The following is a 19865-nucleotide window of genomic DNA, read 5'->3' on the forward strand; positions in this document are numbered from 1 at the left end:
TTAGTGCTCCTTCGTGATAACCGGTTGCGGGTCGTGTGCCGGGTTGATCGGCTCCGGGTGCGCGTCCACGGGGTTTTCGGGCGCCAGCGGGGCCGGGATGCTCGGCAGCGGGTTGTCTTCTTCGTCGCGCGAGTAGTCCAGGTCCGACAGGTCCATGCCGGGGCGCAGGTAGCCGCCGAGCGCGTTGATCGCGGCGGTGACCATGCCGAGCACGGCGAGGTAGATGCCGAAGTCGAAGATCAGCGAGGTGGTCATGTGCTCGCCAGCGATCTCGCCGTGGATGGCGTACATGAACCCGCCCTCGATGAAGCCGAGGAAGCCGGAGGAAATGGCGATGATGATGCCCCAGCCGGTCAGGCGGATCGGGGTGAAGTTCTTCACCACGTCCGCGTCCGCGCCGCGGGACAGGTAGTTGATGGCGAACGCCGTGGCCATCACAAGCGCTGCGACGAAGCCGCCGCCGGGGGCGGTGTGGCCGCGGAAAAAGATCAGCACGGACAGCACCACCAGCACCGGTGCGACCAGGGCCGCGGCCTTGCGCAGCGGGATGGAGTTGAGCTGGGACTGGCCGAAGGGGCGTGGGCGGGTGCCGGCCTCGAACAGGTGGCGCGGCATGGAGCTGACCACTGCGGCGATGACCACTGCGGCCATGCCGAGGACGGACAGCTCGCCCAAGGTATCGAAGCCACGGAACTCGACGATGATCACGGCGACGATGTTGTCGGCGCCGGTGACGTCGCCGCCTTCGGTGAGGTACCACTCGGCCAGTTCGGAGCGGCCGCGGCGGCCGGTCAGGCCGTAGACGCCGAAGAAGGTGACCACGCCCGCGATCAGGGCGAAGATGGAGGCAAGAGCCTTGCGACGAGCCTTCGTCTCCGGGAACATCCGCGGCTGGTAGCGAAGCACCACCAGGATGACCACCACGGTCAGCGACTCGACCAGGAACTGCGTCATGGCCACGTCCGGGGCGCCCAGCAGGAACATCTGCAGGGTCATGCCCACGCCGACGGTGCCGAGCAGCACAGCGGAGGCAAGACGGGAGCGGGTGAACACCATGCCCAGCACGGACATCGCGATGATGGCGAACGGGATGAGGTCCCACCACACGTCCAGGCCCTCGGCGCGCGGGGCCGGGGTGACGCCGTCGATGCCGTCGGTCAGGCCGATCACGCACAGGCCCATCGCGGTGACGGACGCCAGCAGCGGGAAGAGGTGGCGCGACGGGTTGAAGCCGTCGGCCAGCGAGCCGAGCTGCTTACCCAGGTTGGACAGGCTGCGGGTGAGCCAGGCCAGCACCTCGGTGCCGTCTGCGGGCAGAAGGTCCTTGTTGCCCAGCGCTGCGAAGACGCGCTTGCGGAAGAACACCACGAACACCACGCCGGCGACCAGCACTGCCACAGACACCAAAAATGGCGGGGTCACGCCGTGCCAGAGTGCGAGGTGGGTGGCAAAGCTGTCGTCGCCCGTCACGGCGCGCACGCCTGCGGAGACGGGGTTGTCCACCCAGAACAGCAGGAACGGCAGGACCGCAGAGGTCAGGCCGGGCAGCGCGGCGGGCAGCCAGAGGGCGGTGGGGGCTTCGTGGACGTCGGGGAGGTCCTTTGGTCCGTCGATAAATGCGCCGAAGACGATCTTCGCCGAGTACACGAAGGTGAGGAACGCGGCGATGCCGGCCACCGTGAGCAGGAGCGCGCCGTGGGAGGATTCGTGGAAGGCGTCCAGGATGGATTCTTTGGACACGAAGCCGAACAGTGGCGGGATCGCGGCCATGGATGCGGCGGCGACGATGGTGGAGGCGAACGTGAACGGCATCTTGTTGTAGATGGGGCCCAGGCGGCGCATGTCGCGCGTGCCCGCCTCGTGGTCGACTACGCCGATGAGCATGAACAGCGAGGACTTAAACAGCGCGTGCGCCAGCGTGTGCGTCAGCGCCGCGGCCAGCGCGACCGGGGTGCCGATGCCGATCGCGGCGACGATCCAGCCCAGGTGGGAGACGGTGGAGTACGCCGTGAGGTGCTTCAAGTCCGTCTTGGTAATGGCGAACAACGCGGACATTAACGCGGTGAACAGGCCGGCGATGACCAGCAGGTAGTTCCACGCGGCGACGTCGGAGAAGATGGTGGAAAAGCGCACCAGCAGGTAGATGCCGGCCTTGACCACGGCCGCGGCGTGCAGGAACGCGGACACCGGTGTGGCGGCGGCCATGGCCTCGGGCAGCCAGAAGTGGAAGGGGAACTGCGCGGCCTTGGTGAACGCGGAAAACGCGATGAGCAGCGCGACTACGACGGTGACGCGGTTGTCGCCCCACACATTTGCCGCGAGGATGTCCTGCAGGCGCGTCGTGCCGGTCTGCGCGGAGGCCACGGCCAGGCCAGCCAGCAGCGTCAGGCCGCCGAAGAAGGTGAGGATCAGGGTGCGGTAAGACCCGGCCTCGCCGGAGGAGCCGGAGCGCGCGATGAGCAGGAACGACGCGATGGAGACGAGCTCCCAGGCGATGAACAGCAGCACGGCATCGTCGGCAAGCACGAGCAACAGCACCGACAGAGTAAACGCCGTCATGATGGTGTAGAAGCTGGTGTTGCCGTCGCGCTCGGGCAGGTACGCGGCGGAGTACAAAAAGACCACGCCGCCGATGACCAGCGCCAAAAGCGCGAAGAAGATACCCAGCCCGTCCGCGCGCAGCGCGAAGTCCACGGAGGTGCCCGTGCCCATCACGTCGCGCGCCCACTCCTTGGACCATTCAAGGTTCGTACCGCGGGAGACTTCTGTGAACTTAGAGCCGAGCACGGCCGCGGCGGCGAAGAGTATCGCCGCGAGCGGGTACCCGGCCTTCTTGTCCATGACTCGCACGAGGATCGGTGAGAGCACCACCGTCGCTGCGACGAGCCCGATGACAAGGGGAAGTGTCATGGTGAACCCATTTCATTCCATGGTTTTGGCAAGAACCCTTACGACAGTATCAAGGCTGCCGACACGGTTCTAACGGTGCGCAGTTCGGGCGATGTGCTGGCGGTGCGCCTCCCGCAGCAAGTTGGGCGCGAGTGCTAAGAACAATGCCATGAAATCGGGCAACGCGTGGCGGTTGGTGTGTGCGCTTCTGGCGCTGGTTGTCGGGGTGTTTTTGCCCATGAATCCGGCCGAAACGTGGACGAACGCGGGGCGCGATGCTGAGGTTTCGGGCGCCCCGCAGGTCGGCCCGGACAATCTTGGCGATGCGCGCCGCGCCGCCGGTGAAGCCGGGCAGCAGGCGAAGGTGCTCAAGGAGGGCGCCGGCCAGCTCGCCGCGGGCATCGGTGAGGCGCAGGGGCAAACTCAGCAGCTTATCGACGCCCTCGCGGCCGCCCAGTCCGGCTCCCAGCAACTCGCCGACGGCATGGTCGAGCTCCAGGCCGGCACCGGCCAGTTGGGTGCGGGCGCGACGCAGCTGGCGGACTCCATCGGCGAGGTGGTCGGCCAGGTGTCCGGGTTTGAGGCGGTGCGCGGCCAGGTGGTCGGCGCGATCGACCGTTCCCTGGAGGAGCTCAAGGGCGCAAAGGACCCGGAGGCGGTCAAGGCCCGCGAGTCGCTGAAGGACCTGCGGGCCCAGGCGGAGACCGCCCAGCTGCCGCCGGACGTGGTGGCGAAGATGAACCAGCTTCGCGACGGCTCCCGCGACCTGGCCAACCAACTCGCCGTGCCGGGCTACGGCTACCACGACGGTATATATACAGCCACGAACGGCTCCGCCGAGCTGGCCGCGGGCCTGCGTGAGCTGCAGACGCAGACCGGGCAGGCCACCGGCGGCATCGACGAGTTGGTCGCCGGCGTGGAAAAGATCAACCAGATGGCGGGCATGAACGCCGACAAGGTTGGCGCGGTGCGCGCGGCCCTGCCGGTGCCGGCAGTCGCGCCGGGTGCTGCCGGGGCTGAGCCGGTCGGCCCGACCCTTGCGCCGGTGGCGGCGATGCTGCTCGCGGCGATGGCCGTACTCGGAGGCACCGCACTGGCGGCGGCGTGGTTCGCGTCCCGCGGGCGCTGGTGGATCCTGGGCGTCGGTTCCGTGGTTTTGGCCGCCGCGGGCACCATCTTGGCCGGGGTGATCGGATCCGGGTTTGGTGTGCAGGAATACGGGGTGGCGTTTATAGGCCTGCTGCTGGGCACGCTCGCCAGCGCGGGCCTGGCTTCCGTGTTAAGTCGAGCGTTCGGCGCTGGGGTTGGTCTTGGCTCAGCCGGCGTGCTTGCGCTTGTGCAGGCCGGGCTCGTCGGCTGGGTGTGGCGCACCGCGACCACCGCGCAGGTCGACTCTGTGTGGGTGGCGTTGTCGCAAGCAGCGCCGATGCACTGGGCGTCGACAGCGGTGTCCGCAGCGGGTAACGGCGGCGACTACCGCGGCATCGTCTCCGCCGTGCTGCTCTCTGCGATGGTGGCGGCGGCGGGGCTCGCTGGTGCGCGGGGACGTCGTTAAGCAAACGCTTAGGTAGACAGCAGTTTCTCCGATCCCTAAAATGTGATGTTAACTGTCACCTCTCTGTTGGAACGTGGTGACACCCGCGCTAGCCCGCGCGAAAAAAGACGGCTCCCGGAGCGATCCGGGGGCCGTTTTTTGCATTGAAGGTCCGGTTGCTGGGGGAGTAGTTAAACCCCTCGTGATGAAAAAGCGCCGCTAATTGAACACCGATTTCACTTACCTACAGCACATATAGGGCCCGGGAGCTGCGATGATGCGGACGTAACCTGAAATTAACCTGAATGTAGCCTCCGGTACGCAACCTGAGAGTAGCTTGCGCCGTGGTTACAAAAACCATCCCTCTTACCTCAAGGAAGTCTTATGCGTTTCTCCTCCAAGGCAGTGGCAGCTGTCGTCAGCGTCTCCGCGCTGGCACTGGCGAACCTGCCGGTTTCTCTCGCTCAGTCCGCGGAGCAGGCGTTCAACGGCAAGGACACCTGCATCACCATTGATTCCGAAGGCAACGTCGTCGCGCCGCTGCCGGGCGACTGCACCCAGTTTGGCAAGGGTGGCCAGGGCAACTCCGACGCTCAGGCCCGTAACGTCATCTTCATCCTGGGCGACGGCATGGGCCACCAGGAGATCACCGCGGCGCGCAACTACCTCAAGGGCGCGAACGGCCGCTTCGAGGGCCTCGACGAGCTCACCGCGTCCGGCGCGTACACCACCTTCGCCGTGGGCAAGGACGGCAAGCGCCAGTACGTGACCGACTCCGCCGCGTCCGCGACCGGCTGGTCCACGGGCGGAAAGACCTACAACGGCGCGCTGTCCGTGGACATTACGGGCAAGCCGCACGAGAACCTCTTGGAGATGGCCAAGAACGCCGGCATGCGCACCGGCAACGTCTCCACCGCGGAGATCCAGGATGCGACTCCGGGCGCGATGCACTCGCACATTTCCAAGCGCGGCTACTACGCACCGTCCGGCGAGGCGAAGCCGGTCAAGGGTGCTGAAGCTCGTGAAAACGGCGGTCTCGGCTCCATCTCCGAGCAGATCATCGATACCCGCGCCGACGTCACCCTGGGCGGCGGCCGCAAGTACTTCGACGCTGAGGTGCTTGAGGGCGGCGAGAACCGCAACCCGTTCCTGACCGAAAAGAACGACGGCGGCGCCGACTGGGAGGCCGGCAAGTCGGTCCGTGAGAATGCGATTGCCAAGGGCTACCAGGTTGTCGACGACAAGCAGGGCCTCGAGGGCATCACCGTCGCAAACCAGGACCAGCCGGTGCTCGGTCTGTTCCACGACAAAAACATGACCCGCAAGTTTGAGCAGACCGTGCCGGTGAAGTCCGATGGCACCACCGAGCCCGAGGTCTGCAAGGAAGCGGATCGCGGCGACGAGCCGTCCGCAGCTGAAATGACGAAGAAGGCCATCGAGCTTCTCGACGACCCGTCGGCGGACAAGGGCTTCTTCCTGCAGGTCGAATCCGCATCCATCGACAAGGCGGACCACGCGGCCGACGCCTGCGGAATGATCGGCGAGACCGATCAGATCGACGAAGTGATCAAGGAAGCCCTGGACTTTGCCAAGAAGGACAAGGACACCCTGATCGTGGTCACCGCCGACCACGCGCACACCGCCGAGATCATTCCGGACGGCCGCCCGTCTGTGTCCGCCGTGACCCGCCTGCAGTCCCCGAAGGACGGCGGTGCGGTCATGTCCGTCGGTTTCGGCACCCAGCCGTGGCTGGATGAGGAGGGCAACCCGGTCTTTGACAAGAAGGCAAACGGCGACCCGTTCGACACCCCGAACTTCTCCATGATGCACACTGGCACCCAGGTACGCATCGCCGGCTACGGCCCGGGCTCCGAGAACGTCAACGGCCAGATCGACCAGACCGACGCGTTCTACGTCATGGCCAACGCGCTCGGCCTCAACGGCGGCACCGACGGCGGCCAGAAGCCGTGGAAGATCAATAAGGACAACAAGGTCGTTTCCTTGGCCAACCGTTCGAAGGCCAAGCCGGGCGACCAGCTGTGCTACCTCGTCGCTGCCGGCGAGGCTCCGAAGGTGGGCGACTGCGCCCAGTTTGGCACCGAGGGCCAGGGCATCGACAATGCCAAGGCGAAGAACGTCGTGGTCCTGATCGGCGACGGCACCGGCGACTCCGAGATCACCGCAGCGCGTAACTACCTGAAGGGCTCCGCCGGCCGCTTCGAAGGCCTGGACAACCTGGACTACACCGGGTACCTGACCACTTTCTCCCTGGATAAGGAAACCGGCCTGCCCAACTACGTGGCAGACTCCGCCGCCACCGGCACCGCGTGGAACTCCGGCGTGAAGTCGTACAACGGCGCCATCGGTGTGGACAACGCTGGTAAGCCGGTCGCCACCATGGGTGAGCTGGCCAAGGCCCGCGGGATGAAGATCGGCAACGTCTCCACCGCCGAGATCCAGGACGCTACCCCGGCTGCCTTCGCCGCGCACGCGCTCGACCGCTCCTACTACGCACCGTCCGGCGACAAGAAGGTGGCCAAGGGCGAGCAGCTGCGTGAGAACGGCGGCTTGGGCTCCATCTCGGAGCAGATCGTGGACCTGCGTGCCGACGTCACCCTCGGCGGCGGCCGCAAGTACTTCGACACCGAGGTCGTTCAGGGCGGCAAGTGGAACGCCAGCGGCAACACCTGGACCGCCGGCAAGTCGGTGTTGGACAACGCGAAGGACAACGGCTACCAGGTTGTGACCAACGCCTCCGAGCTCGAGGCCATCGCCGAGGCCAATTCCGACAAGCCGGTGCTGGGTCTGTTCTCCGAGGGCAACATGCCGCGCGTGCTCAACCAGTCCATCCCGACGACCGACGGTGGCGACCTGCAGCCGGCGACCTGTGTGGCCAACCCGGAGTTCACCGAGGAGACCCCGCGCCTGGGCGCGATGACCTCCAAGGCGCTCGAGCTGCTGCAGAACGACAACGGCTTCTTGCTCCAGGTCGAGTCCGCGTCCCCGGACAAGGCCGACCACCAGGCGGACGCCTGCGGCCTGATCGGTGAGGTCGGCCAGCTGGACGAGGCAGTCCAGGCCGTGCAGAAGTGGGTCGAGGAGACCGGCGAGGAGACCCTCATCGTCGCCACCGCCGACCACGCCCACACCGCGCAGATCACCTACGAGAACCAGAACACCGCCGGCCGCGTGACCCAGCTGACCACGGCGGATGGCTCCACCATGGCGGTCAACTTCGCCACCTCCAAGACCAACGAGGACGAAGACGCTCTCGGCGGCCAGCAGCACACCGGCGCGCAGCTGCGCGTCGCGGCGTCCGGCCCGGGTGCGGCGAACGTGACCGGCCAGATCGACCAGACTGACCTGTTCTTCCTGGTCAACAACGCCCTCGGCATCGAGAGCATCAACCACGGTCTCACCTTCGACACCACGATGACGCCGGTTGAGGCAGCCCCGGCCGAGCAGCCTTCCCAGAGCTCCGAGGGCTCCTCGCTCTCCAACGTCGGCCTGATCGCCGTTCTGGCAATCTCCGGCATCGTGGGCCTGCTCTCGTTGCTGGCGCTGCTCTTCCCGTTCCCGGTCGATGAGGTTCTTGGCCCGATCGCGAAGCGTTAAATATTTCTAGCCCGTCACGTCCCGTCCCCGGTTCAGCACCGAGGGCGGGACGTTTCGCGTCTCCGGGCCGTCCTTCTTTGCTCGGTGCCGTCTGCTTGAGGTCTGGTTACGGGGGCGTAGCCAGACCTCAGCGGGAAACCAGACCTCAGCGCGTTTGGCGACCTGGGGCTTTGTGGTGGCCGTCGGCTTGAGGTCTGGTTGCGTGTCTAGGCGGGGCTACATGCGCGGCATGTTCATGCCGGGCACGTGAATGCCCAGCATCGGCAGCGCCGCCGCGATTCCCGCCAAAGCCAGCAGGGCAGCGATCACGCCGCCGACGATCGCGGCAACGTTCGGGGAGTCCTTGCCGTCCTTGTCCTTGTCGGACGAACCCATGTCGCCCGGCTTGTCCTTGTCCATGCCTTCCTTGCCCGGCTTGTCCTTGCCCGGCTTAGTCTTATCCAGGGCGATGGGGCCGGTGGGGTAGTCCATTTCCTTCGCGTCGCCCTTGGCGCAGGAGGTGGCGGCTGAGGCGTTAGCTACGTCGATAAGCTGCTGGTTCATGGAGAGCATGCCGCTGGGGGTGGCGGACCATGCCTCGTAGAGCTCGGTGCCCGCGGTGAACGGGGCCTCGGCCATCGGCGCGGTGGACGGACCGACTGTCCACGCGTCGGTGTCCACGTCCTCGAGGGTGGTGGCGGTGGTCGGCTCGGTCTCGTCGAGGGTCCGCAGCGCCTCGGTGTAGGGCTTGACCAGGTCAGCCGGCAGGATCGTGGAGTAGTCCGGCGCCTCGCCCTTGAGGTCGGACTCGTTGGCGGCCATGACGCCCGGGTAGACCGTCTCCACAGCGGCGACGACATCGCGGGCGCGCTCGTGCTCGCCGATCTGCTTGGACTCGTCGAAGGTGTCCATGATGAACTCCTTCTCCATGTCAGTGAGGGTGACGGCGCAGTTGCCGTCCGCGTCCTTCTCGCCGACGGTGGCGGCGTGGGCCGGGGCGGCGACGGTGCCGAGAGCGATCGCGCAGGCGGCGGCGCTGGTGATGATGCGTTTCATGTAGGCCTCCTTGAGGGGTAGGTGTGTACTCGAAGCGGTACGTGCACCAGCGTGATGGGGGCCATGTTGCGAGAGCGTTAAGGGGCAGGGACCCCGACTCTTCGCGGCTGAATCTGTCAGGCGGATCCCATCGCCGGGTTAAGGGTCAAAAAGTGTGTCCAGAATCGCGGATTTTTAGGGATTGACCTGTAGGTTTCAGGAAAGTATATGCTTCCGGGGCATATATCTGGGTCTCGAGCGTTCAATCCTCGGTGTGGCAGCGTTGGTGTGCTATGCGCGGCGTGGTGTGGTGTCGCAATGTCAAAGAACCAACCTCGCTGCTACTGCGGCGGTGAAATGAAACGCAACGGCACCACTAGCAAAGGCACCACCAGATGGCGCTGCAAACAATGCGGCGCCTCCAGCGTGAAACGCCGAAGCGACATCACCAACGCGGCGGCGTTCACCGTCTTCATCGACCACCTCACCACCGGTGCCAGCCTCGATACTGTTGCCCGCCGTGTGGGGTGCTCACCGCGCACGATGCAACGTCGATTCGAACCGTTCTGGTTCGTTGATGTGCCTGACCCCACCGCCGGCCACGACAAGCGGGTCTACGACCAAATCTTCCTCGACGGCACCTACACCGCCGGCGGCTGCCTGATCATCGCGGCGACAATCGACCACGTGATCGCCTGGCACTGGTGCAAACACGAAACCACCCGCGACTACCAGCTGCTGCTTGAACGCATCGAAGCCCCACTCATCGCCGTCATCGACGGCGGCCAAGGAGCCTACAGCGCAATCAAAAAGTGCTGGCCGACCACGAAAATCCAACGCTGCCTCGTCCACGCCCAACGGGTGGTGCGCCGCTACACCACCAGCAACCCGCGTACGGATGCCGGGCGCACCATCTACCGACTTGCGCTGAAACTGACCCGGATCACCACGCTGGATGAAGCCGCCGCATGGGGTGCGCAGCTGCACGAGTTCTCCACGATCTACCGGTCATGGATGGACGAGAAAACCCTGATCAAGGACCCCAAAACCGGTGCATGGACACGGGTGTGGACACACCACAACGTGCGCAAGGCCTACAACAGCCTCAACCATCTTTGGCGGTCCGAGATGCTGTTTGTCTACCTCAACCCGCCAGCAGGAGTCCTTGCGCCCGAGCGGATCAAATCCACCACCAACAGCCTGGAAGGCGGCATCAACGCCCAGCTCAAACTGCTCGCCAGAACCCACCGCGGCAGATCAGGCGAACGACAACGCCGCATGCTGGATTGGTGGCTCTACTTAAAAACGGAACTGCCTGACGATCCAGTACGAATCGCCAGGCAGTCCAACTGGGGCCAGGGCCAACTCGCCAAAGTATCCACCCTGACCCGAAACGAGAACCAAGCCGACCACGAAACCGGACGACCAGCCCTCTACGACAACGCTATCGACACCGACTACACCCACTCAATCGGCATCCAAAAAGGCCAAATCTAACCCCCACGACACGCCGAGCCAGACACACTTTTTGTCGTTTAACCCCCATCGCCCCAGGTCGGAGCAAACGGCTGCCGTGATCTGTCAGGATTCTCGGAGCAAGGGCGCGGCAAATGCGAAAACCCGCCTCGAAAGGCGGGTTGTACGTGGTCGGGATAACAGGATTTGAACCTGCGACCTCTTCGTCCCGAACGAAGCGCGCTACCAAGCTGCGCCATATCCCGGTTGTATCTTCGGGCTCTCGCCCGCGGTACTGGCAACACATTACCCCCGGGCGCCGAATCAGCCAAAACGCCAGGTCGCAATACCTATTGTCCGCGCTCCACCACCCGGATCAGGCTCGCGGACGGCGGGCAGAACAGGCGCACCGGCGCGTACTTGGATTGGCCCAGGCCGTTGGAGACTTCCATCCACATCCTGCCGTACTTGTGCAGCCCGGAGGCGCGCTCGCGGTCGATGTCCGCGTTGGTCACAATGGCGCGCTGACCGGGCAGGCAGATCTGCCCGCCGTGGGTGTGGCCGGCGAGCGCGAGCTGGTAGCCGTCGGCCTCGAACGCGTCCAGCACCCGGCGGTACGGCGCGTGCAGCAGGCCGATGGACAAGTCCGAATCTTCATGGGGCGCGCCGGCGACCTCGGCATACCGGTCCAGCTCGTGGTGCGGGTCGTCCACGCCCGCGAGCGCCAGGCGCACGCCGGAGGCCTTGAACTCCAGACGGGCGTGGGTGGCGTCTTGCCAGCCGCGCTCCACAAACGCGGCGCGCATCCCCTCCCACGGCAGGTCCTCGTAGGACGGCTCGCGCTTCGCCCCGGTCAGGTACTTCAGCGGATTGACGGGCCGCGGCGCCCAGTAGTCGTTGGTGCCGAACACGAACGCACCCGGGCGGTTCAACAGCGGGCCCAGCGCGTCCAGCACCCACGGCACCCCGCCGACATCCGACAAGTTGTCGCCGGTGTTGACCACCAGATCCGGCTCGAGGGCGTCCAGGCTGGAGACAAACTCGACCTTCTGCCTCTGCCCCGGGATCATGTGCAAGTCGGACACGTGCAGCACCCGAAATTCCCCGCGCCCGTCCAACACACCCGGCTCGAGCAGGGGCAAGGTGTACTCGCGCAGCTGGAAATTGTTGCGTTGGGTGTACGCCCACGTCAGCGTGGCGGCGCCCGTCGATAGGCAAAGTGCTCCGATTCCCGTCAACTTCTTCACCCGCACCACTGTAATCTCGCAAGCATGAGTGCACTGAAAGACCAGATCCGCGCAGACCTCAAGGAAGCCATGAAGGCGAAGGAAAAGGAGCGCACCGGCACGATCCGCATGCTGCTGGCCGCGATCCAGACCGCCGAGACCGAAGGATCCAAGCACGAGGTGGACGACGCGGAGATTCAGAAGATCATCGCCCGCGAGATCAAGAAGCGCCGCGAGTCCGCGGACATCTACAAAACCAACGGCCGCGACGACCTCGCCGAGGCCGAGCTCACCGAGGCCTCGATCCTCGAGGTGTACCAGCCGAAGCAGCTGGATGACGACGAGCTTGCCAAGCTTATCGACGAAGCTATCGCCGAGACCGGCGCCGAGTCCATGGCCCAGATGGGGCAGGTCATGAAGGCCGCCACGGCGAAGGCCGAGGGCCGCGCCGACGGCAAGCGCCTCTCCGAGGCCGTCAAGGCGCGCCTGAGCTAGTTGCCATTTCCGGCCCCGCCGCCGAAGACGTCGGCGATGGCGTCGCGGGCGTCGTTGAGCGATTGCTCGAGGCCCTCGATGCCCGGCGGGGGAGCGGGGCTTGGTTGTGGCGGCGCGGACGGCGAGGGGGCCGCCGCTGAGCTCGGGGGCGCGGAGGGGCTGGCGCTGGCGGCGCCGGTGCCGTCGGAGACGTTGAGCGTCACCGTCGAGTTCGGGCCGTCCTGGACCGCGGAGACCACCGTGCCGGCCGGCGCGCCGGCGCCGTTGACCGTGTTCAGCGTGACCGCGTAGCCCTGCGCTTCAAGCTGGGACTTCGCGGCGGAGGAGTACTGGCCGACCACCGCGTCCAGCGCCCCGCGCTTCGTTCCACGCATGTGCACCGGGCTCGCAGGCGGCAGCCCGCCCGCCGCCGCGCCCGGCACCCCGGCCGCCGCCTGGAACCAGGTGTCGGCCGCTTCGTTGCCGCCGAACAGCGTGCCGTACTGGCACTGGCGCACCGGCTGGGTGCACAGCGGGGTGGACTGGGTACCGTCGTTGTAGATGTACGGCGCGGCCGCCATGGTCTGGGTGAAGCCCAAAAACGCGGTGGAGTGGTGGGACTCCGTCGTGCCCGTCTTCGCGGCCGTCGGGGCGGACCAGCCGTTGTTGCGGGCGGAAGCGGACGCGGTGCCGTCGACAATGTCCTTTGACATGCCCTGGGACAGCGCGCCGGCGATGTCCGGTTCGACCGCCTGCTCGCAGGCGGGGCGGTCGATGAAGACCTGCTTGCCGTTTTCGTCCAGCACTTCCTTGATCGGGTTCGGCTCGCACCAACGCCCGCCAGAGGCCAAGGTGGCACCCACGTTGGACAGCTCCAGCGCGTTCACCGCCAGCGGGCCCAAGGTGAAGGCGCCCATGTTCTCTTCCTTCGCGGCCTGTGCGACGGAGCGGCCGTCGCCGAACGAGTTCTCGTCCGCGTACGACCGCAGGCCCAAGCGCACCGCCAGGTCAACCACCGGCGCCACGCCGGTTTTCTGGATCAGCTCCACAAACGTGGTGTTCGGCGACTGCGCCAGCGCGTCCTGCAGCGTCATGCGCGGGGCGTAGGTGCCGGCGTTTTCGACGCAGTACGCGCCCGGCGGGCAGTTGGCCGCGCCGCCGTCGCCCATGCCGTAGAGTACCGAGCGCGCCGGCGTCTCCAGCATCGTGTTCAAGCCGTAGCCCTGCTCCAGCGCCGCGGCGGCGGTGAAGATCTTGAACACCGAACCCGCACCGGCGCCAACCAGGGAGGCCGGCTGCGGCAGGATGGTCTGGCTCTGGTCCAGGTCCAGGCCGTAGAAACGCGAGGACGCCATGGCCAACACGTCGCGGGAATCCGCGCCGGGGCGGACGATGTCCATCACCTCGGCCACACCCGGGGTGTACGGGCTGACGTTGTTGCGCACCGCGTTGTTGGCCGCCTCCTGCACCGCCGGGTCCAGGGTGGTGGTGATGGTGTAGGAGCCGTTGAGGATGGTCTCCGTGTCCAGCCCCTTGTCCTCGAGGTAGCGGAGGGCGTAGTCGCACATGAAGCCCTTGTCGCCGGCGGCGATGCAGCCCTGCGGCAGCGTCTTCGGCTGCTCCAGGAGGCCCAGCGGGGTGCCGGCCAGGCGGTCCGCTTCCGCCTGGTCCAGGTAGCCCTGGGCTGCCATGTTATTCAGAACCACGTTGCGGCGCTGGGTGGCGCCTTCCGGGTTGGTGTAGGGGTTGAGCGCTTCCACGGACTGCAGGATGCCCACCAGTAGCGCCGCTTGCGCCGGGTCGAGCTCGCGGGCGGGGACGTCGAAGTAGGTCAGCGCCGCCGCCTCAATGCCGAAGGCGTGGTTGCCAAAGGAGACGAGGTTGAGGTACCTGGTCAGCACCTCGTCTTTCTCCAGCGTCTTGTCTAGGTCGGAGGCCATGCGCATCTCGCGCAGCTTGCGCGGGATGGACTGTTCGGTGGCGGCGTTGGCCTCGTCCTCGTTCTCCGCGTCGATGAGCCAGAGGTAGTTCTTCACGTACTGCTGGTTGATCGTGGACGCGCCCTGCTCCACCCCGCCGGCGAGCACGTTGGTCACCATCGCGCGGGCGAAGCCCTGCATGTCCACGCCCTCGTGCTGGTAGAAGCGGCGGTCCTCCGTGGCCACCAGGGCGTCCTTGACGTGCTGGGAGATCCCGTCGCTGGCCACCTCGTAGCGGCGCTGTTTGAAGATCCAGGCCATGGGGGTGCCGTTGGCGTCGTTAATTGTGGTGACGCCGGGGACTTCGCCGTGAGTGAGGTCGGAGAGGTTCGACTGCATCGTCTCGTCGGTGCGGGCGACGGCGGCGCCGCCGAGGCCTGCGAGAGGGGCGAGGCACAGGGCAATGGCCAGCGCCGTCGCGACGAGCGCGGCAAGCAGGCTTCCTAGGGATTTCAGTGCGGACACGCCATTACCTTAAATGACTCGGCCCGCGCGCGGGAATATAAAAGACCCCCCAAAAATGTGACCCATTCGACAGAATTCTTTTTTGTGTGATTACATTTACATAGGACCGCAGATATACGGTCGGATGTATAAAACTGCGCCGGGGAGACGGCGCAGGTGAACGAGTAGAGGAGCACGGCTATGACCACGGCTTTGGGTAACACCGCGCAGCGAAACGCACAACGGACCACGTCCCGCAAGTGCGACGCATCCGGACATCTCGTTTTTGACCGAGGGGATTGGGTCACCCACGCGCAGTGCCGCGGCAAGGATCCGGACGCCCTGTTCGTCCGGGGTGCGGAGCAGCGCAAGGCCGCCGCGATCTGCCGCGCGTGCCCGGTGCTCACCGAGTGCCGCGCCGACGCACTGGACAACAAGGTCGAGTTCGGCGTCTGGGGCGGGCTCACGGAGCGTCAGCGCCGCGCGGTGCTGCGCAAGAACCCGCACGTGACGGACTGGGCGGAGTACCTCTCTGCCGGCGGCGAAGTTGTCGGCCTGTAGGTAGTCTTGGGCGCCATGACGAAATGGGAGTACGCAACGGTTCCGTTGCTCACGCACGCCACCAAGCAGATTCTGGACACCTGGGGCGAGGACGGCTGGGAGCTCGTCTCCGTTGTACCGGGCCCGACCCAGGACAACGTTGTCGCTTACATGAAGCGGGAGGTCGAATAGATGTGGACTGATCGTCTCAAGGAGCTCGGTATCGAGCTGCCCGCCGTCGCTGCACCCGTTGCTGCCTACGTGCCCGCCGTCGAGGCCGGAAACCAGGTGTGGACGTCCGGCCAGCTGCCGTTTATCGACGGCAAACTGCCCGCCACCGGCAAAGTCGGCGCGGAGGTCACCGAGGAGGCCGCTTACGGCTACGCTCGCCAGGCCGCGCTCAACGCGATCGCCGCGGTGGATGACTTGGTCGGCATCGACAACGTCGCCCGCGTGCTCAAGATCGTCGGCTTCGTCGCCTCCGACCCGGCGTTTACCGGCCAGCCCGCCGTGATCAACGGCGCCTCCGAGCTCATGCAGGAGGTCTTCGGTGAAGCCGGTGCGCACGCCCGCTCCGCAGTGGGCGTGGCGTCGCTGCCGATGGACACGCCTGTCGAGGTCGAACTCGTCGTCGAGCTGAAGAGCTAGAACTCCAATACACGGCTGTTAAGCGGGTACGCTGGGGCATATGCAACATCCCGCTTACAGCCAACTGCGCCCTGTGACCGCCAACGCCGCGGTGGTCCTGGCGCCGAACCCCAGCTACGCGGCGCTCGAGGGGACCAACTCCTGGGTGATCAGGGGTGAGGGGGATCAGCGAAGCATCGTCGTTGATCCGGGCCCGGAGGATGAGGGCCACCTCAACGTCCTCCGCTCCAAGGCGGGGGAGGTGGCGCTCATTTTGCTCACGCACCGCCACCACGACCACGCTGACGGCGCGGAGCGTTTCCGCCAGCTCACCGGTGCTCCTGTTCGCTCGCTGGATCCGCAGTACAGCTCGGGGGCGGATCCACTTATGGACGGCGAAGTGGTCGCCGTCGACGGCATCACCCCACGCCTGGAGGTCGTGGCCACCCCGGGCCACACCAGCGATTCCGTGTGCTTCTTTGTCTACCCGGGCGACCCGGAGACCACCGAGCTGGAGGGCATCATCACCGGCGACACCATTGCCGGCCGACACACCACCATGATCTCCGAGACCGACGGTGACCTGGGCAAGTACCTGGATTCCCTGGAGCTTCTGGAGGAGCAGGGCAAGGACATCCCGCTGCTGCCGGGCCACGGCCCAGAGGGCGCGGACCTGTCGGCCTATGCCCGCAAGTACATCGACCGCCGCAACCAGCGCCTGGAGCAGATCCGCGAGGCGCTGAAGACTCACGGCGAGAACGCCGACATCAACACCCTGGTCGACGCGATCTACGACGATGTGGACCCGGTGCTGCGCGGCGCCGCCGAGCAGTCCACCCGCGTGGCCCTGCGCTACCTGAAGGCCGCGCCCTAGGGGTTTTGTACGAATCGACAAAACGCCCTCTCTGTCAGGCTGGTTGTGAACAACGATCCGTAGGAGGTTTTGTTCATGACTTTGCTCGATGTTCCAGTGTTGATCCCGGAGCCGGACGTGCTGTCCGAGGCAGCTTCGGTCGGTGGTCAACAGGTTCGAAGCGGTCGCCTGCCCAGGCGGAGGCTTCGCGCTGATGATGTGTTGTCCCTTGCGGTGACGGTGCTGTCTCCTGGCGAGGTCCTCGACGAGGATGACCTGGTTATGCCGCAGGCTGGCGCGGTTGTGTTTACAGCGTGCCAGCCGTATTCGCGGGGGTTGGATTTTACTGCCGCTCAGAAGCGACAGATGGTCACGATCTATCGCCAGTTGCCGTATGGGGCGAAAGGTATCTGGCTTGATCGCCATGGGCTGTATGGAGCCAAGATCTTTCGGTGGGGCCAACAGCTTGGGCTTTTGACCTGCGCGCAGCAAAAGGCAGCGTCGGTCGGCGACGAGGAACTGCCAGCGGTGCTCGACGCCGCGGCGGTGACGTCGCTGGTGCAGCGCTACCTTTCGCTTCCTTACGGTGAAAAGGAGGCGTTTATCGCCAGGCATGATCTGTGCCACCGGACAGTGCTGCGGTGGGCCACCATGGTCGCAGACGGGTCGATCGCGCATTACACGCATAAACGAAAGGCAGGAACAGTGGGAAAACGCACCTCAGATGACCTCACGCAGTCACGTCGCCAGGTTGAGGCGATGATTCGGGAAAACGAACGGTTGAAAAAAGAACTCGCCAAAGCCAACCGCAAACTCACCCGGCAAGAACAAGAACTGGATAAATGGGTCAAAACCAGTGATGTGTTGGGAAAAGCTTTAGCGTCCATGCCCGATCTTCCTGGCGTGGACTACGACGCGGAGGAAAACGCCTATCCGAAGACGAAACGCGACGCTATGAAGCTGGTCGACAAGAAGAACAACGACTCATCGACGCCCTTGTCGGATTAGGCCACTCCACTTCCCGGGCGTGTGTGTTGCTGGGAGTCAGCCGCAGCCGGATCTACTACGAATCCAACCCGCGGCCGAAAACCGCCAACCCGATTGCCCACCACGAACGCAACATCGCCCGGCTCACACAGGAACACGTCGATAAGATCCTCGCCCAGCTGGACGCCAACCCGCAATCGAGCGTGGACGATGTGTTCTACAACGCCTATAACCACGGCGTTTACGTCGCCAGTTTGAGCAGCTTCTACCGCATCGCCCGCAAGCACAACAGACTGTTGAAGCACCGTAACTGCACTCGCACCAAACGCAGGTCGAAACGCGGCAACAACCAGCCACCACATGTCGTCGCTACTGCACCAGCACAAGTGCTGTGCTGGGACATCACATTCCTGCCTGGCCCGTTCGTCAACGAAAACTACGCCTGCCACACCATCTGTCGATTCGGGGTAGTTGGTACCGCGAGTCCGCGTAGTTGGTACCGGTGTTCCACGTACCCGGTACTGCAAGGGGTTTTCTTTCATAGTTGATGTTGGCGACACCACAATCCGGTGGTGTCGCGTCAACATCTACTTGGAAGGAGCCGGTCCTTGTGGCTAACTTCAAACAGATCATCGCGATGTGCCTTGACGGTGCAAGCTACGCGCAGATCACACACGCATTGGGATGTTCACGACGAGAAGTATCCCGCGCAAAGAAAGTCATCGCTGATGAGGCACTAACGCCAGAGCGTTTCCGCCAACTCCCACCGGGATGGTTCGATGATCGATTCAGCGACGGCCGGAGTAAGCGGACGATGTCCTACGACCAGCCTGATTTTCAAGCCCTTGCACGCAAGCTCCAAAGCAAAAAGCACGTGACCAGGCACAAGCTGTGGATGGACTACTTGTCGCAGCCGTGTCCGACGGACAAGACAAAGTACCAGTACTCCCAGTTTTGCAGTGGGCTCAATGAATTTCTCCGTGCTCATGATCTTGTCGAAGTCGTCACCCATGAGCCGGGGCAAGAGCTTTACGTCGACTGGGCTGGCGACAAAGTGCCGGTGGTGGATCAGGCCAGTGGTGATACCGCATTCAAGGCGTCGCTGTTTGTCGCGGTATGCCCGTACTCAGGGCTGATGTACGTCACTGCTGCTGCGAATGAGAAGATGCCGGCTTGGATTGCATGCCACGTCAAAGCGTTGAACTATCTTGGCAAATTACCGGCGGTCATCGTGCCGGATAATGCCTCTACGGCGACCTACCGGCCGAGGAAGCATTCAGGCTACCGGATGGTCACTGACCGCTACGCAGCGTTTGCCGACTACTACGGGGTCACGATTGTGCCGACAAGACCTGGCAGGCCACGCGACAAAGCGGCAGTAGAACGTGCTGTGAAAATCGCCTACACCAAAATACTCGGGTATTTCAGCGACGAGGTCTTCTACAATCTCGATGAACTCAATGAGGCAATCGCTGACCGGCTTGCCGATATCAACAGCGCAATGACACGGGCTGATGGCACAACACGGCGCATGCGCTTTGAGCAAGAAGAAGCACCAGTGATGCGCGATCTGCCGCCGACACCGTTTACGGAAGTGTCATACAAGCGGCTCAAAGTCGACCGTAATTGGCACATCACCTGTGACTACCAGTACTATTCTGTGCCATTTCAGCTGGTAGGAGAGGCAGTGACGGTCAGGCTCACCCCGCAACTGGTGAGCATCTTCAACGGTGATCAACTAGTTGCTGAACACACACGCCTTCACGGATTCAAATACCGGTACTCCACTGATCCCAACCATGGGCCAAGCAGCGATGACGAAGGCCACAAGGCGCTCACCCGCGACGAACTCTTGGCTTGGGCCTCGTCGTTCGGTTCTGCAACGCACACAGTCATAGCGATGATCCTCGATCGTAATAGTGCCGCCGTCCCCCGCGGACTTCTTCAAGCTCGCAACGTGCTGGCCAACCTGGGCAAAAAGCACAGCAAAGCCACCCTCGAGCCGGCGTGCCAGCAGGTCTTAGAAAAGAAGCTGGCTCCAACTATGGCTGTGATCAAGCGCATCCAGACTGACATTGCGCACGCTCAGCAGCCCCCTGCTGCACCAGGGCGAAAGACACAGCCCGCGACGAAGAACCAACAACGCCCAAGCGCCCCGCTTACCAGCGACGCAGCTGACGCCGTCTTCATCCGTCCTGCTGACCACTACGAAAACTAGAAGGAGCGTG

At 64.7% G+C, this 19865-nt stretch carries 15 protein-coding genes and 1 tRNA gene; 11 read left to right on the forward strand and 5 right to left on the reverse strand.

What is annotated here, in order from left to right; genetic code table 11:
- Positions 1-2910 (reverse strand): DUF4040 family protein, encoded by a 2910-nt coding sequence (locus ACX1NL_RS00790; protein ID WP_458898374.1) that lies wholly within the window; start codon positions 2908-2910, stop codon positions 1-3.
- Between the two features lie 148 nt (positions 2911-3058).
- On the opposite strand from ACX1NL_RS00790, the gene ACX1NL_RS00795 reads away from it, so the two are divergent.
- Together ACX1NL_RS00795 and ACX1NL_RS00800 are read left to right on the forward strand one after the other, a co-directional pair.
- Positions 3059-4444, forward strand: coding sequence for an ABC-2 family transporter permease (locus ACX1NL_RS00795; protein ID WP_458898376.1), 1386 nt, complete (start codon positions 3059-3061; stop codon positions 4442-4444).
- Between the two features lie 363 nt (positions 4445-4807).
- Positions 4808-8038, forward strand: a complete 3231-nt coding sequence (locus ACX1NL_RS00800) for an alkaline phosphatase (protein ID WP_458898377.1) — start codon at positions 4808-4810, stop codon at positions 8036-8038.
- A 216-nt stretch (positions 8039-8254) separates the two neighbouring features.
- Here the strand turns inward: ACX1NL_RS00800 and ACX1NL_RS00805 are convergent, their stop codons facing one another.
- On the reverse strand, positions 8255-9073 hold the full coding sequence (locus ACX1NL_RS00805) for a hypothetical protein (protein ID WP_181890119.1): 819 nt from the start codon (positions 9071-9073) through the stop codon (positions 8255-8257).
- Positions 9074-9370: 297 nt separating this feature from the next.
- Between ACX1NL_RS00805 and ACX1NL_RS00810 the strand changes: the two genes are divergently transcribed.
- A complete protein-coding gene (locus ACX1NL_RS00810) occupies positions 9371-10549 on the forward strand; it encodes an IS1249 family transposase (RefSeq protein WP_286362881.1) in 1179 nt (392 codons plus the stop codon).
- Between the two features lie 147 nt (positions 10550-10696).
- Here the strand turns inward: ACX1NL_RS00810 and ACX1NL_RS00815 are convergent.
- Together ACX1NL_RS00815 and ACX1NL_RS00820 are read right to left on the reverse strand one after the other, a co-directional pair.
- Positions 10697-10773, reverse strand: a tRNA-Pro gene (locus ACX1NL_RS00815).
- 84 nt (positions 10774-10857) lie between these two features.
- Positions 10858-11799 carry a metallophosphoesterase gene (locus ACX1NL_RS00820; RefSeq protein WP_458898876.1) on the reverse strand — a complete coding sequence of 314 codons (942 nt, stop codon included), beginning with the start codon at positions 11797-11799 and terminating at the stop codon, positions 10858-10860.
- On the opposite strand from ACX1NL_RS00820, the gene ACX1NL_RS00825 reads away from it, so the two are divergent.
- Positions 11779-12228, forward strand: a complete 450-nt coding sequence (locus ACX1NL_RS00825; protein WP_239307015.1) for a GatB/YqeY domain-containing protein — start codon at positions 11779-11781, stop codon at positions 12226-12228. The two genes, ACX1NL_RS00820 and ACX1NL_RS00825, sit on opposite strands and share 21 nt — an antisense overlap.
- Here ACX1NL_RS00825 and ACX1NL_RS00830 read toward each other — a convergent pair.
- A complete protein-coding gene (locus ACX1NL_RS00830; RefSeq protein WP_239307014.1) occupies positions 12225-14651 on the reverse strand; it encodes a penicillin-binding protein in 2427 nt (808 codons plus the stop codon). The genes ACX1NL_RS00825 and ACX1NL_RS00830 overlap by 4 nt on opposite strands.
- Before the next feature lie 180 nt (positions 14652-14831).
- Here ACX1NL_RS00830 and ACX1NL_RS00835 point away from each other — a divergent pair, with 180 nt between their 5' ends.
- The 7 genes from ACX1NL_RS00835 (at position 14832) to istA (ending at position 19855) form a co-directional block, all read left to right on the forward strand.
- On the forward strand, positions 14832-15191 hold the full coding sequence (locus ACX1NL_RS00835) for a WhiB family transcriptional regulator (RefSeq protein ID WP_239307013.1): 360 nt from the start codon (positions 14832-14834) through the stop codon (positions 15189-15191).
- Between the two features lie 15 nt (positions 15192-15206).
- Positions 15207-15362 carry a DUF4177 domain-containing protein gene (locus ACX1NL_RS00840; protein WP_076590059.1) on the forward strand — a complete coding sequence of 52 codons (156 nt, stop codon included), beginning with the start codon at positions 15207-15209 and terminating at the stop codon, positions 15360-15362.
- Positions 15363-15818, forward strand: a complete 456-nt coding sequence (locus tag ACX1NL_RS00845) for a RidA family protein (RefSeq protein WP_181890115.1) — start codon at positions 15363-15365, stop codon at positions 15816-15818.
- A 40-nt stretch (positions 15819-15858) separates the two neighbouring features.
- Positions 15859-16671, forward strand: a complete 813-nt coding sequence (locus ACX1NL_RS00850; protein WP_269512043.1) for an MBL fold metallo-hydrolase — start codon at positions 15859-15861, stop codon at positions 16669-16671.
- 75 nt (positions 16672-16746) lie between these two features.
- Complete coding sequence (locus ACX1NL_RS00855; protein WP_181890113.1) at positions 16747-17658, forward strand: hypothetical protein; 912 nt, start codon at positions 16747-16749, stop codon at positions 17656-17658.
- Positions 17659-17681: 23 nt separating this feature from the next.
- Positions 17682-18185 carry a hypothetical protein gene (locus tag ACX1NL_RS00860; protein WP_458898379.1) on the forward strand — a complete coding sequence of 168 codons (504 nt, stop codon included), beginning with the start codon at positions 17682-17684 and terminating at the stop codon, positions 18183-18185.
- Between the two features lie 62 nt (positions 18186-18247).
- Positions 18248-19855: an IS21 family transposase gene (istA, locus tag ACX1NL_RS00865; RefSeq protein ID WP_458897662.1), complete on the forward strand. Its 1608-nt coding sequence runs from the start codon at positions 18248-18250 to the stop codon at positions 19853-19855.
- Positions 19856-19865: the final 10 nt, after the last annotated feature.

The organism is Corynebacterium sp. CQ3829_602738, assembly GCF_054478435.1.